Origin of the sequence: Cytobacillus firmus (assembly GCF_023612095.1) — a bacterium.
GTDB lineage: Bacteria > Bacillota > Bacilli > Bacillales > Cytobacillaceae > Cytobacillus.
Map to the genome: position 1 here is coordinate 3,723,730 of NZ_CP086235.1, position 14,326 is coordinate 3,738,055.

General features: G+C 44.1%; 16 protein-coding genes. 7 read left to right on the forward strand and 9 right to left on the reverse strand.

Annotation, left to right across the window (positions count from 1 at the left end):
• Positions 1 to 36 precede the first annotated feature (36 nt).
• The 5 genes from LLY41_RS18820 (at position 37) to LLY41_RS18840 (ending at position 3,933) form a co-directional block, all read left to right on the forward strand.
• Complete coding sequence (locus tag LLY41_RS18820) at positions 37 to 801, forward strand: gluconate 2-dehydrogenase subunit 3 family protein (RefSeq protein WP_048010514.1); 765 nt, start codon at positions 37 to 39, stop codon at positions 799 to 801.
• Between the two features lie 26 nt (positions 802 to 827).
• Positions 828 to 2,537, forward strand: a complete 1,710-nt coding sequence (locus LLY41_RS18825; protein WP_304586148.1) for a GMC family oxidoreductase — start codon at positions 828 to 830, stop codon at positions 2,535 to 2,537.
• A 27-nt stretch (positions 2,538 to 2,564) separates the two neighbouring features.
• Positions 2,565 to 2,783 (forward strand): twin-arginine translocase TatA/TatE family subunit, encoded by a 219-nt coding sequence (gene tatA / locus LLY41_RS18830; protein ID WP_095244370.1) that lies wholly within the window; start codon positions 2,565 to 2,567, stop codon positions 2,781 to 2,783.
• A gap of 14 nt (positions 2,784 to 2,797) precedes the next feature.
• Positions 2,798 to 3,526, forward strand: coding sequence for a twin-arginine translocase subunit TatC (gene tatC / locus LLY41_RS18835; protein ID WP_304586150.1), 729 nt, complete (start codon positions 2,798 to 2,800; stop codon positions 3,524 to 3,526).
• A 65-nt stretch (positions 3,527 to 3,591) separates the two neighbouring features.
• Entirely contained in the window at positions 3,592 to 3,933 is a 342-nt protein-coding gene (locus LLY41_RS18840; protein ID WP_095244368.1) for a DUF3243 domain-containing protein, read from the forward strand.
• A 39-nt stretch (positions 3,934 to 3,972) separates the two neighbouring features.
• On the opposite strand, the gene LLY41_RS18845 is transcribed toward LLY41_RS18840, so the two are convergent.
• From LLY41_RS18845 to LLY41_RS18875, 7 genes are all read right to left on the reverse strand, one after another.
• Complete coding sequence (locus tag LLY41_RS18845) at positions 3,973 to 4,254, reverse strand: hypothetical protein (RefSeq protein WP_095244367.1); 282 nt, start codon at positions 4,252 to 4,254, stop codon at positions 3,973 to 3,975.
• 73 nt (positions 4,255 to 4,327) lie between these two features.
• Positions 4,328 to 4,864 (reverse strand): GNAT family N-acetyltransferase, encoded by a 537-nt coding sequence (locus LLY41_RS18850; protein ID WP_304586151.1) that lies wholly within the window; start codon positions 4,862 to 4,864, stop codon positions 4,328 to 4,330.
• 241 nt (positions 4,865 to 5,105) lie between these two features.
• Entirely contained in the window at positions 5,106 to 6,464 is a 1,359-nt protein-coding gene (locus tag LLY41_RS18855; RefSeq protein ID WP_304586152.1) for a TldD/PmbA family protein, read from the reverse strand.
• 1 nt (position 6,465) lies between these two features.
• Positions 6,466 to 7,857 carry a TldD/PmbA family protein gene (locus LLY41_RS18860; protein WP_304586153.1) on the reverse strand — a complete coding sequence of 464 codons (1,392 nt, stop codon included), beginning with the start codon at positions 7,855 to 7,857 and terminating at the stop codon, positions 6,466 to 6,468.
• A gap of 444 nt (positions 7,858 to 8,301) precedes the next feature.
• On the reverse strand, positions 8,302 to 9,813 hold the full coding sequence (gene cls / locus LLY41_RS18865) for a cardiolipin synthase (protein WP_304586154.1): 1,512 nt from the start codon (positions 9,811 to 9,813) through the stop codon (positions 8,302 to 8,304).
• Between the two features lie 151 nt (positions 9,814 to 9,964).
• Entirely contained in the window at positions 9,965 to 10,138 is a 174-nt protein-coding gene (locus LLY41_RS18870) for a hypothetical protein (RefSeq protein WP_304586155.1), read from the reverse strand.
• Between the two features lie 98 nt (positions 10,139 to 10,236).
• A complete protein-coding gene (locus LLY41_RS18875; protein WP_175609173.1) occupies positions 10,237 to 10,380 on the reverse strand; it encodes a hypothetical protein in 144 nt (47 codons plus the stop codon).
• 124 nt (positions 10,381 to 10,504) lie between these two features.
• Between LLY41_RS18875 and LLY41_RS18880 the strand changes: the two genes are divergently transcribed.
• Positions 10,505 to 11,002: a GNAT family N-acetyltransferase gene (locus LLY41_RS18880; protein ID WP_304586156.1), complete on the forward strand. Its 498-nt coding sequence runs from the start codon at positions 10,505 to 10,507 to the stop codon at positions 11,000 to 11,002.
• Between the two features lie 43 nt (positions 11,003 to 11,045).
• Here LLY41_RS18880 and ggt read toward each other — a convergent pair whose 3' ends face one another.
• A complete protein-coding gene (gene ggt / locus LLY41_RS18885) occupies positions 11,046 to 12,827 on the reverse strand; it encodes a gamma-glutamyltransferase (RefSeq protein WP_304586157.1) in 1,782 nt (593 codons plus the stop codon).
• A 210-nt stretch (positions 12,828 to 13,037) separates the two neighbouring features.
• The gene (locus tag LLY41_RS18890; RefSeq protein WP_304586159.1) at positions 13,038 to 13,550 is read right to left on the reverse strand and encodes an acyl-CoA thioesterase; all 513 of its coding nucleotides are present in this window, start codon (positions 13,548 to 13,550) and stop codon (positions 13,038 to 13,040) included.
• A 145-nt stretch (positions 13,551 to 13,695) separates the two neighbouring features.
• On the opposite strand from LLY41_RS18890, the gene LLY41_RS18895 reads away from it, so the two are divergent.
• Entirely contained in the window at positions 13,696 to 14,268 is a 573-nt protein-coding gene (locus tag LLY41_RS18895) for a TetR/AcrR family transcriptional regulator (RefSeq protein ID WP_304586160.1), read from the forward strand.
• Positions 14,269 to 14,326 lie beyond the last annotated feature (58 nt).

Consider the following 14,326-nt stretch of genomic DNA (forward strand, 5'->3'; position numbering starts at 1 on the left):
CTCCATAATGGCAAATAAAAGGAGGTTTCCATATAAATGTCTGAACATGAACAAAAACAAGAATCAACCATGTCCCGGAGAAGATTCATCCGCAATTCAGGGTTAGTTGCCGGCGGTTTAGTAGGAGGCGGTATTCTTGGCGGCTTAATTGGTGCAAACATGAATAAAGACGGTACAGCAACGGAAGAGAATGCCCATACAAACGGGCATGATCAGGTTGCCTATCAGCAGTCTCCTTTATATTTCACAAACCCCGAGACATTCGGAATCCTGCAGGCAGCCGTTGAGAGAATTTATCCAAAGGATGAAAATGGCCCTGGGGCCAATGATTTGGATGTTCCATTTTTTATCGACCATCAGCTTGCTGGCTCATGGGGCAACAATACAAGGGAATATATGCAGGGTCCATTCTTTCCAGGGTCGAACTTTCAGGGTTACCAGTCCCCTTTAAAACGGCATGAAGTATTTGATGTCGGACTTGCTGCCCTGCAGACTTACAGCAATGAAAAATTCAAGAAGCCTTTTGCTGAACTGGAGGGCGAACAGCAGGATGAAATTCTTACAGCCTTTGAAGAGGATAAAGTGAAGCTCCGGGGTGTTACTTCAAGAACTTTCTTTAATATTCTCCGGGCCGCCACCATTGAAGGTGTCTATGCAGATCCTGCCTATGCCGGAAACAAAAATATGGAAGGCTGGAAAATGAAAGACTTTCCTGGCCATCAAATGAGCTATATCAATCAGATTGAGTCTGAAAAATTCGTGAAAATCAAACCGAACAGTCTTCATTCATATACGAAATAGTACTATCTTTTAAGGAAGTGGTAAACATGGCGAAAACATTGCCAAAAACGGATGCAGTCGTTGTAGGAGTCGGGTGGGCCGGCGGAATCATTGCGGCTGAACTGGGGAAACAGGGATTAAAAGTTGTCGGCTTGGAGCGCGGAAAAGAGCGGGGTGTCAAGGACTACTATGTGGTCCATGATGAACTGCGCTATGGAATACGCTATGAATTAATGCAGGATCTTTCTAAAGAAACGATTACGTTCCGCAATCATGGGAAGGAACGTGCCCTTCCGATGCGCCAGCTTGGGTCCTTTTTGCTGGGCGAAGGCTTAGGCGGGTCCGGTGTTCACTGGAATGGGCATACTTTCCGCTTTCTGCCTTATGATTTTGAAATCAAGTCACAGACGGTTAAAAAATATGGTGAAGCCAAGATTAAAGGTCTTCAAGTTCAGGATTGGGGTATTACATACGATGAATTGGAGCCATATTTTTACGAATTTGAAAAGGCGGCAGGTATTGGCGGAGAAGAAGCGGAGCTTGGGCCAAAAAGAGCGGACCCGTTCCCAAATCCTCCAATGAAGGAAACACCTATTACAGCAAGATTTAAAAAGGCCGCGAAATCTTTGGGGATGAAACCTTACCAAATGCCATCGGGCAATATGAGCGAGGCTTATGAGAATCAATATGGCGCCAAAATGGCCGCATGCCAGTATTGTGCGTTTTGCGAACGCTTCGGCTGTGAATATGGAGCAAAGGCTGATCCGACTGTGGCCGTTATTCCGTTTGCCAAAGAAACGGGCAATGTGGATATCCGGAACTTTGCGAATGTAACGGAAATTATTCACGACGGCAAAAAAGCAACCGGTGTGCGCTATGTGGATGTCCAGACAAAAGAAGAATTCATTCAGCCGGCTGAAATGGTTATTCTGACCAGCTATGTCATGAATAATACCCGCCTCTTGCTGACATCCAAATTGGGGCGCCCATACAATCCTGATACAGGATCAGGGGTGATCGGGAAGAACTACTGCTATCAGATCCTTCCCGGGTCAGCGGGCTTTTTTGATGAAGAGCAATTTAACACATTCATGGGTGCCGGTGCCCTCGGTGCAACGGTGGATGATTACAATGGAGACAATTTTGACCACTCGGATCTCGGCTTTATCCATGGCGGCTCGATATCTATCAACCAGTCAGGATACCGGCCAATTCAATATAATATGGTTCCGACTGACACACCGAAATGGGGCAGCAAATTCAAGGAGAACTCCATCAAGTATTTCACAAGAGCATTAAGCATTGGCACGCAGGGTGCGTCCATGCCTGTGCAGCACAATTACATGGATCTCGATCCTTCTTATAAAGATGCTTACGGACTTCCCCTGCTTCGTCTGACATATGATTTCACGGAACAGGATAAGAACCTTTATAACTATATTGGAAAAATCACAGACAACATCATGAAGGAAATGGGACCGTCAAAAATTAACGACCGGCAGCAGCTGGAGCATTACGATATCGTCCCTTATCAGACGACACACAATACAGGCGGTGTCATCATGGGGGCTGAGCCTGAAACATCAGCCGTAAACAACTACCTCCAAATGTGGGATGCAGAGAATGTCTTTGTCGTTGGTGCCTCCGCATTCGCTCACAACGGAGGATATAATCCGACAGGAACCGTTGGGGCGCTCGCCTACCGTGCTGCTGAAGGAATCATCAAATACAGCAAAGAAGGCGGACTGCTTGCATAAGAAAATTTAAAATAAGGAGTGAACATCATGGGGCTTTCAAATATCGGGATACCCGGATTGATTATCATCCTGGTTATCACCTTAATTATCTTTGGTCCTAAAAAGCTTCCTGAGATCGGGTCTGCATTTGGAAGGACCTTATCAGAATTCAAAAAATCAGCCAGAGATATTATGAGCGATGATGATGAACCTGATTCAAAAACACGTTCAATTGAAACGGCTGACCGGAAGGATAAACCGCTTTAACAGGAGGGTTTAGAATGAAAACGGACGAACAAACCCTTGTAGAACATTTAACAGACCTGAGAAAAGTGCTGATTCGATCTCTGATTTTCTTTGTTGTCAGCTTTGCCTTATGTCTGTTTTTCATCAACCGGCTGATCCCTATGCTCGCAAACGATCATGAGCTGGTTATGCTTGGACCGCTTGATGTCATTAAGCTGTACACAGGAATTGCAGGAAGCATCAGCCTTGGGCTTTCGCTTCCTTTCATTTCCTATCAGATCTGGCTGTTTGTGAAGCCTGCATTAACGCAAAAAGAAAGCAGAGTATCTCTAATGTTTTTCCCGGCAATTCTTTTCAGCTTTATCGGCGGGCTTGGCTTCGGATTTTTCATTATCTTCCCTGCCATTTATCAGTTTTTAATGCTATTGGGTGAATCACATTTTGCGATGATGATCACGGCCAGGGAGTATTTTTCTTTTCTCCTGATGTCGACCATTCCTTTTGGTTTTTTGTTTGAGGTGCCCTTGCTGTTATTGTTTCTGACAACGATTGGTGTTGTCACCCCAGTTATGCTCAGTTCAATGCGAAAATACGCTTATTTGATCATGGCCGTTGTATCAGCTCTCATCACACCGCCAGACTTATTTTCACAGGTTCTAGTCCTCGTGCCTCTTATCGGGCTGTATGAAATTGGCGTTATTATGTCAAAAGTAAAATTCAGGAAATTGAAAGCTGTTCAGGAAACACCATCCAGTGAAATCTAAAAGAGTTTAATTCTCCTTCTAAAAGGATATTTAATAAGAAAACAATCCTTTGGAGGTCTATTAAAATGAATGAACAAGAACATGTAATCAAACAAGATGGTGAACTGGATTCCAAAAATATTAAAAACGCAATGGACAAGATGTCCAATGAACGAGCAGAAGATATTTTAAGCAGCTTCGATGAATTTAAGAGCTATCTGGCGGAACGAATTGAGCTTGGAAAAAAGCTGGGATTAAATGAGGAACAGCTTGCCGTAACAGCCGAAAAAGTAGCTGGCTACCTCGCTGAAAATGTGGAGCCAAAAAACCGTGAAGAACAGCTGCTGAAGGAGTTATGGAAAGTCGGAGATGATGAAGAAAGGCATAAGCTCGCACATATGCTTGTACGCCTGACAGAGCAGGCATAATAATAGAGCCGGAATTGTTGTTCGTGACAATTCCGGCTTTTACTTTTTAAGATCTCTATACAGGTTTATAAAGTGACTCGGCTCTGACTTTACTTGAAAAGAAAACACACCCCGATTGGTATGAAGATAGAGGAAACCAAATTCGCAGCTGGAATTTCTGTATGACATATCCCAAACTTCATCAAGTAGAAACTTTTCTGATGGCGACAGGATGTGATCCTCAAATAAGTGAAGAAAAAGCTCCTGTTCAATGTATTGCTGCTGATTCCAGTCAATCTTCCTGCTGACTGTAATAAAAGGATGGGAAGCAATGATCCGCACATGAACCTCCATGATAAAAAGGATTTGCTTCTATTGAAACATATTGTGGAGTGCGATTCAAACAGCGGCTCCCTTACCCGGTGTATTCCTCACGCAGAATGGCATAGTAGGTCAAATCCACCGGCCTTCCATCTCTTATGGCATGCTGGCGCAAAATCCCTTCATGCTTCATCCCCGATTTTTCCATAATTCTCCATGACCCGGGATTGTCTGTAAAGGCAAGAGCATAAATGCGGTTATGGTTCAGTTCTTCAAATCCGTACTTAATAACTGCCCTGGCAGCCTCTGTACCATAACCTTTTCCCCAGAAAGGCTTGCCGATCCAATAGCCGACTTCCGCCCTTCTATTTGCATTAGAGCCTGTAATATTGATAAGTCCTATTAAGCCATTATCCTCTTTTCTCGTAATAGCGAAAATCGTAATCTTACCGTTTCTCTCTGTTTCAAGGATGCTTGTAATAAACTCCCTTGCTCCCCCTTCAGGATAGGGGTGGGGAATATTTAGTGTTGTTTTGGCTACATCATAGTCGCTTGCATATTCTTCTACCCTGGGTGCATCATCGAGGGTAAGGCTGCGCAGAAGCAGGCGGCTGGTTTCGAGGGTTTTCATCTTTTTGCCTCCTATTTTTGTTTATCAGCAGAAGTTCTATTTTCCGAAAAGAAAATCCTTTATTTCCCTGCTGATTTTTCAGCTTATTATTTATATCTGACAAATTTATAAATATATCTTGCAACCCTTTTGATATATCTAACATATCTTAAGATTTATCTAGCATATTTTAAAGTTTATCCTGCTTCCCACATAATGAAGAAAGCACACCACCTGTGAAGTGGTGTGCCATACCGTTTATTTATTCAACCGTCACAGCCAGCTCCCTGATTAAGAGAGATGGGGAGCCGATGTAGCCTGTGGCCATAAAGCCCAATGAAAATTCCAGGTCTGAACCGATGGCTTCAATATTATTTAACAGTTCATAGAAGTTTCCGGCAATCGTCATTTGGTTTACGGCATTTTGCACTTTTCCATCTTTAACATAATAGCCGTTAGCCGCAATGGAAAAGTCCCCTGAGACAGTATTGGCACCGGAATGGAGGCCGGATAATTCGGTTATGATGATGCCCTCTGAGAGCGAAGATACCAGCTCATCATAGCTCTGATCGGATGGATTGACGTAAAGATTCGTTGGAGCGACCGTCAAAGCACCCTTATAAGAAGCTTTATAGGCATTGCCTGTCGATTCCACACCATCTTTTTGTGCTGTTTTGCAATTATGCATCAAGGTAATAAGCCTGCCGTCTTTCACAATATCTTTCCTGGCAGTGGCAACCCCTTCACTGTCAAAATTCGAGCTGAGCAGACCTTCTTCTAAAAATGGATCATCTACTATATTCAATGACGCCACAGCAATGCTTTCACCCGTTTTCCCCTTTAGAGCCGATTGCCCTTTTTGGGTGTTTTCCGCTGAGAAAACCGGGATGTATGTCTGCAGCAGGGCGCCGGCTGCATCGTTTCTCAAGAGCACAGGGTAGTTTTTGCTTTCAGCACTCCTGGCATCCAGCTGTGATAATGCTTCTTCTACTGCATGCCTTGCTATTTCCTCCGGATTAAAGATCGAAAAGTCTCTCGTAAACTTGGAGTATTCGCCATTTTTCACCTGATCTCCCTGCTTTACGATGACTGATACATAAATGCCGGCATGATTGTTCTTTTCGCTGAGGCTCAGGCCTTTGCTGTTGAGAAGGACCCTTTCTGTTTCACCGCTGCGAAGCATAAAATAATCTGTCCCGGTTACCCGCTCATCATAAGCATAGATGTGCTTTTCTATTTCCTTAAGCAAATTTATTTTTTCAGCAATCGTAACTTCCGCAAGACTGCTTGAATAGTAGCTTCCAGCCTCATACTTTTTGCTGCCGGCAAAGATTTCTTCCTGCACTTCATCTTCAATGAATTGAGAGTTTTCCTTCGCATTCTCGATCAGAAAAGACAGGGACTCCTCATCCAGTTTTTCTGTAAAAGCATAGCCCATCCTTCCTTCGTAAAGGCCTCGGAAGGAGGTTCCGAACACTTCGGAAGTGTCGTAGGAATCGATTTCGCCTTTGAAAAGCTCGCAGGCGAACTTTTCCTCTCTCTCATAATAAAGCTCCATATCTGTAAAACCATGCTGCTCTCCAAGAGTAAATAGCTTTTCCTTAAATTCATGCAGATTCATATTATTCGCCCCCTTTTGTTCCGCCAACAGTCATTTCGCTTACGCGGATCATCGGCTGGCCAACATTGACAGGAATGCTTCCGCTCTGTGAACCGCACATGCCAGCACCATGGTCCAGATTATTTCCCACCATATCAACCAGCTGGAGCGTTTTCGGGCCATTCCCTATTAAAGTAGCACCTTTTAACGGTTTGCCGATTTTCCCGTCTTTTACGAGATACGCCTCCATGACGGCGAAGTTGTAATCGCCCGTTGTGGTATTGACCTGGCCGCCGCCCATGTATTTTGTATAAATTCCATACTCAGTATTTGAGACGATTTCTTCCGGAGTGGACTTGCCGTTTGCAATGTACGTATTGGTCATTCTCGAAGTCGGAGCAAAGCGGTACGACTGCCGTCTTCCCGATCCTGTCGACTCCATGCCCATTCTGCGGCCCCCGAATTTATCAATCAAGTAACCTTTTAAAATTCCATTTTCAATCAGGACATTTTTACGCGCCTTTTCGCCTTCATCATCGATCGTAATCGATCCCCACTCATTCGCAATCGTGCCGTCATCAATGTATGTAACGACATCCGAGGCCACTTTTTCACCGATCCGGTTTGCAAAAACAGAGTTTTCCTTTGCTACAGATGTAGCTTCAAGACCATGTCCGCATGCTTCATGGAAAATAACCCCGCCGAATTCATTATCAATGATCACAGGGAACTTACCGCTTGGACAAGGGTCTGCCCCCAGCATCGTAACGGCAATGCGGGATGCTTCATTGGCGTAATGCTCCAGATTCAGATTTTCCATAAACTCAAAGCCTTTATGAGCTCCAGGTCCATAGAATCCAGGCTGCATTTGATTTCCTTTTGCCGCGATCGACTGAATGGCAAGGCGGCTTCGCACCCGCCGGTCTTCAACAAACTTACCCTCGGAGTTTGCAATCAGCACATTCTGTTCTTCATCCAAATACCTGACCGTAACCTGCTGGATGCTGCTGTGATAGTTCTTCGCAATTTCATATGCCTTTTTCATGACATCTACTTTGCGGAGCTTCTCCACCTCGCGCGGATTCAGAGATATGTGATGCACTGCCGGAATAATCTCTTTTTGCAGCTGTGCGGGCTGAATAATTTTTTCTCCACTGATCGCCTGGGCAGCTTTGCCCGCAGCTTTCAGCAAACCTTCCTTTGATCCATCCGTTGTGTAAGCATACACACTCTGCAGCCCCTTAAACACGCGAATGCCGATCCCGTAATCCCGGCCTGATAAGCTGCTCTCAATTTTCCCGCCCTGAAGCGCAAGGTTATTGGTGAAACGATCCTCAACAAATACTTCGGCAAAATCCCCGCCAGTAGCCAGAGCTGCCGTAATAACATCATGAATGACTGATTGTGAAAGCATAGTGACCCTCCTTCTATCTAACTTTTCAAACTATTCTAATCATACCGTACTGATCTTTATTTTAGTATGGTTTTTTCCTTTTTTGACCAATAATGAGGATGATTATGCCTCGGTCTGGAGACGTAAATGGGGGAGCTGCTTGTACGTGGGTGGGTCTATTTGCAGGTTCTGGGAATCTATTTGCATTTACCTATCTATTTGCAAGTTTGGCTGGTCTATTTGCAGGTTCCCTCATCTATTTGTAATTTCGGCTGGTCTATTTGCAAGTTCGGGGACTCTATTTGCATTTTACCTATCTATTTGCAAATTCACCTATTCTATTTGCAAGTCCTCCTCATCTATTTGCAATTTCTCCTGGTCTATTTGCAAGTCCCCTCATCTATTTGCAGATTAAAAAACCAGCACCCCTCCACACAAAAAAAGCGCCACACCAATGGCACTTTTTTACAACACCCCGGAAAACAACCGGGCGATGGATTCCTTGGATCTTTCCGCCAATCCGCGTTTATAATATTGGACGGGACTTAATTTCACACTTTCCTCCAGATCCTCTTCATAATGGGCGACAAGATCGCGGATGGAGCTTGTGCCGTATAAAAAGACATTTACTTCAAAGTTCAAGTGGAAGCTGCGCATATCCATGTTCGCCGTTCCGATGGAAGCGAGGATTCCGTCCACGATGATGATTTTCTGATGGAGAAAGCCTTTTTTATAGGAATAAATTTCGACTCCATATCGCAGGAGCTCCGCAAAGTAGGATCGGCTTGCGTATTGCGTCAGGAAGCTGTCATTGATCTCAGGGACCAGGATGCGCACTTCCACTCCTTTAGCCGCCGCCACCCTCAATGCTGTACGAATTGATTCATCAGGGACAAAATAAGGTGTGGCAATCCAAATGGAACGTGTCGCGCAGGAAATCATTGAATAATACAGATCACTCATAATTCCCTGCTGTGTGTCGGGGCCGCTTGCCACCACCTGCACTGCGCCATCAAGCACATCATCATCAATAGGATACTTAACATCCCGGTATTCTTCCAGCACAGCTTCCTTGCTGACATATTCCCAGTCCAACAGAAATACCGTATGCAGTGTGTACACAGCCTCCCCCTTGAGGAGCATATGAGTATCCCGCCAGAAACCGATCTTTTCATTTTCGCCCAGGTATTCAACACCCACATTCAGCCCGCCCACAAAGCCGACTTTCCCATCTATTACAACAATCTTGCGATGGTTTCTGAAGTTGAATTTCTGATTAAAAAATCCGTACTTGAGCGGAGAAAATGGCCGCACTTTAATGCCTGCATCCTCCATGTACTGCAAATCCTCCAATGTAATCCCCATGCTGCCTGCCGCATCAAATATAAACAGTACTTCCACACCCTGTCTGGCTTTGTCGATCAGGATATTGATGATTTCCTTGCCAAGCCTGTCAGACCGGAAAATATAATATTCCAAATGGATAAACTCTTCTGCTTCACGCAGCTTTTTCTTGATTTCATTAAATGTCTCGTCGCCATTTTTAAGGATTTTCGCCCGTGAATTGGTGCTCAGCGGGGTCAAGGCCACATTATTGGCGAACTTTGCAAAGCAGTGCTGGCTGTCCTGCAGGAATGAAATATCAGGTGTTTCTTCCCTTTTCATCAGCCTTTTCCATTCGTCCCTGTCCCGGCTTCTTTTGCTTTTAAATAAATAGCCTTTCAAATATAATTGCCCTGAAAACAAATAAAACAGATAACCGGCAACCGGAAAAAACACCAGCACATACATCCACAGCAGTGTCTGGTTAGGGCTGCGATTCTCGAGCATCAGGGAAATAGCGCTGATAAATATAACAGCTGCATAAAGCAGGGCAGCACAGATTTTAATGGGTGAGGCGGCATCCGTGAAAAATATCATATACACTGATGCAATCAGGATAAATACAAATAAGGATTCCACTCTTCTTTTTTTCATAGGCCACTTCTCCTAAAAAGGTTACAATATGTATGTTTTCCTTATACCCTTTTTGATGCCATATAGAAACCAGGCAACCTTAGCTTTTCCCATTTTCAGGTTAAGAAAGCATGATCCGGAAAAAAGAAGAGCCTTGCTGATATCGCAATGGCTATTGTCCCCCTCCGTTATAATGATTATCACCCATCGTATAATTCGAGCTCTCCCCCGGTTTTTCACTTGGGCTGATCCCTTTTTGCATTGTATTGTTTATATTCTTTCTTCTGCGGTCAATGCAATAGGCGAAAACCAGAGTCGCAATAATTAAACCAAACAGCACTCCCATTCTGCTTCCCCCTTTTTATATGTATATTCAATATGCGTGAACCATTCCTTACAATTCAGCCTAAAAAAAGAGAGCTACTTCATAGCTCCCTCCCAAAATTACTTCCTCATATTCTCCTGGTCCTTCAATCGATTTTGCTGATCCGGCTTACGCTCCTGATCTTTTAACGACTGTTCTTGCTGCTGCCGGGAATCCTGCCCTTTTACAATCTCTTTTAAATCCTTGTTGTTATCCTGAGTCATACTGATCCCTCCTGTACTTTTTTATCCTGTTCCCTTATCACAGCAAAGAAAAACAATTTTGCTAAAGGATTTCGTCACAGTAAAGAGAATCTAAGGATTAGGAAAAAATAAAGGAGTGAACCTGATGGAAATTAGGCTTCTGCGCCCGAATGATGCTGAAATATACAAAGAGTTAAGATTAGAGGGATTAAAAAAGAATCCGGAAGCATTTGGTTCAAGCTATGAGGAGGAAGCAGGGAGGCCTCCTGAAGTCTATGGAGAAAGATTTCTGGCAGAAAACTCCTTTCACTACGGCGCATTTGAAGACGGGAAGCTTATAGGTGTTGTCAGTTTAGTAAGGGATACTGGGTTAAAGATGAAACACCGCTCGAATATATATGCAATGTACGTGACAGAGTCCGCCCGAAAGAATGGTGTCGGCAAGAACCTTGTCAGCAAGGCTGTGGAAAAAGCCCGCTCATGGGACGGGGTGGAACAAATCCACCTGGCCGTCATGTCTGAAAATATGCCTGCTAAAAAGCTTTATGCTTCTTTCGGCTTCGAGATTTACGGCAAGGAGAGGCATGCACTGAAGATTGATGGCAAGTACTATGATGAGTACCTGATGGTATTGTTTTTGTAAGAAAAAATAGCACCTTAACAGCAAGGTGCTATTCTCATAAACTCTATTTTCTTTTCCCTTTCCCTTTCAATTCAACGCCAATGGCAGCTCCATTGCGGCTGGAGTCTGCTACACCTTTGAAAATACCTTTATCCCGGTCAATCAGAATACTTTGGACGTTTCCAATTGTGGTCGGACTCGGACCGAAGTTATGCCCCATTCCGTTTAGCCTATTAATAGCTTCTGACGGAATGCCTTCCTCATAGCGGTAGGAGTTCAGGTTATTGGTATAGATCCGCGGTTCCTCAACTGCTGCTTTTAGCTCCATATCAAATTCAATCGCATAAAGTATGGTCTGCAGTACTGATGTAATAATCGTTGGGCCGCCTGGTGAACCGACTGTCAGGACAGGCTCTCCATCTTCAAAGACAATCGTCGGTGTCATCGAACTTAAAGGACGCTTATTCGGCTGGACTTCATTTGCCCCGCCTGGCACGGCATCAAAATCTGTCAGCTCATTATTCAGCATCAAACCGTACCCTGGAACCATGATTCCTGTTCCGAATACTTGTTCAATCGTTGTCGTATAAGAAACAACATTCCCCCATCTGTCCGTTACGGAAAAGTGGGTAGTCTCACCGTATTGTCGGTCATTCGGCTGTTCAGCTGCCTCATAATTGGCTTGACTGTCCTCATATTTCCATGGATCGCCTGCTTCAGGATTTGGATTCACTTCATTCAGGCTGATCAGTTCCTGGCGCTCTTTAATGTAATCCGGGTGAAGTAGCCCATTGACTGGAACATTCACAAACTCCGGATCCCCTGCATAGACGGCGCGGTCTGCATAGGCAAGATGCATAGTCTCAGCAAGCAAGTGATATTTTTCCCAGGATTTTAAATCATATTGTGATAGATTGAAGTCATCCAAGATCTTCAGCATCTGCAGTAAAAATACTCCTCCAGAGCTTGGAGGCGGCATGCTCGCAATTTCATAACCCTGATAGTCTCCCCAAACAGGCTCGTCAATGGTTACTTCATACTTTGCCAGATCTTCAGGTGTCATCGATCCTCCGTATTCCTGAACCACACCTGCAAGAGCGTCTGCTATTTTCCCGTTATAAAACGCATCAGTTCCGCCAGAGCGAATCATTTTAAATGATTTGGCAAGATCCTTCTGTACTAAACGGTCCCCTTCTTCAAGAGGTTCTCCCTTAGGCAAAAACACTTTGCCGGCAGCCGTTCTATCAAGCTTGTCCTGATTATCAGCAATTGCATCGGCTAATACAGAATCAATCGGAAAGCCTTTATCTGCCAGCTTGATCGCAGGACCGATCAGCTGCTGCATAGGGCGTGTTCCCCATTTTTCAAGAGCTGTTTCCAGCCCTTTCAATGTGCCCGGCACACCGACAGCCGTACCGCCAGTTGATCGCTCCGCAAATGGAATCGGATCTCCGTCTTCATCCAGGAACATATCCGGTGTGGCTCCGGCCGGGGCACGTTCGCGGCTGTTGATGATGGTGGTTTCTTTCGTTTTACCATCATAGACCATCATGAAGCCTCCGCCGCCAATTCCGGACATCATCGGTTCCACCACATTGAGGGCAAACTGGACCGCGACAGCCGCATCGATGGCATTACCGCCCTTTTTCAAAACATCTGCCCCAATTTTTGAGGCAAGCGGATGAGCTGAAGCCACCATTCCATCCCTGCCTACATCAACCTGGCTATATCCGCCATAGCCATCATCATGCTTTGGTTTTTTCGCCTGCCCGGTTAACGGCATGGTTCCGGCAACCAGTAAAATACTTAAAAGCATGAGAATACTAGCTTTTAAAAATCTTTTCATAATCTTCCTCCTTCAGTATGGTTCTACACGTCTAACTTAAGAGGAAGGAAAAGGATAATCAAGAAATAAGAGTTAATATTCTGAAAGTTAAGTATATTTTACTAGATAATGATGTGTAAAAAGGTGGAATTATTCCTTCAGATGGGAAAATGTGAGGGGGAGAACCATTTTCAGGCGCTTCCCCCGATATTGTATTATAGATTTTGTTTTCTACCAGGGCAGGTCTGCACCATATGTCTTTGCTCTGGCTTCACTGTCCTTTCTCCGCTTTTTGCGGAATTCCGCCCGTTCTTTTGCTGTTTCATATAAGCTCTTTTCTTCTTCTGTCTCTGGCACAACTGCCGGCACCGGAGCCGGCTTTCCATTCTCATCAACCGCAACCATTGTCAAAAAGGACATCGCACACACATTTCGATCGCCCGTCAGCAGGTCTTCTGCAATTACTTTTACGAAAATCTCCATAGATGTCCGGCCTGTATAGGTCACAAACGCCTCCAAACAGACTGAATTGCCTTCATAAACCGGATGAAGAAAGTCAACAGAGTCTGTAGATGCGGTTACGACATTTCTTCTTCCATGCCTCATCGCCGCGATGGCTGCCACATCATCAATATAAGCCATTAGCTTGCCGCCGAATAATGTTCCATATGTATTCGTGTCCGGCGGAAGCACGATGCTTGTTTTTACCGTAAAAGATTCTCTGCATGTTTTTGTTTCATTCATGTTGTTCCCTCCTGTTTTAATAAAGCATATCAAAAGCTGAAGGCTAATAAAAATAATTTGGATAAATATTAAAAAAATATTGCCAATAATATCCTCTTTATCATATAATCTTATTGACCAGTGTTCAATAACGAAAGGTGATTCCATGAGCCCAAGAAAATCAGCCCAAGACGAACTAACAAAAGAAGCCATTATTTCTGTAGCACGTGATCTGTTTGTTCAGGAAGGATATGCCGCAGCATCCATGAGAAAAATTGCGGACACCCTTCAGTGCAGCCACGGTGCCATCTATTATCATTTCAAAAATAAGGCCCAATTATTTTACGAAATGGTTGAAGCCGATTTTCAAAAGCTCGACCAGGTCCTCGACAGTGTGCTGAAAGAATCTGCAGAAACCAATGAACAGAAGCTTTTCAACATTTTTTACCGTTATATTCAATTTGGCCTGACCCATCAAAAGCATTATGAGCTGATGTTTTTAATTCGGGATGAGGATGTGAAAAGCTATCTGAATGAAGGACCGAATAAAAGCTACCTGCATTTTGCGCAAGCGATTAATTCACTTGCTCCAAAATCCCTTTCCATAAAGGATATTTGGTCAGTATTTTTAAGCTTGCACGGGTTTGTCACGCATTATTGCAGATCGGAAACGACGTTTGAAGAAGTGAAGGAGCTCGCCTCTTCACATGCCCAATTTTTAATAAAAGCCATTTATTAAAGAAATGACTTCGCATTTCTTTAATTTTTCCCTTTAATTGAACAGTGGTTAATAAAAT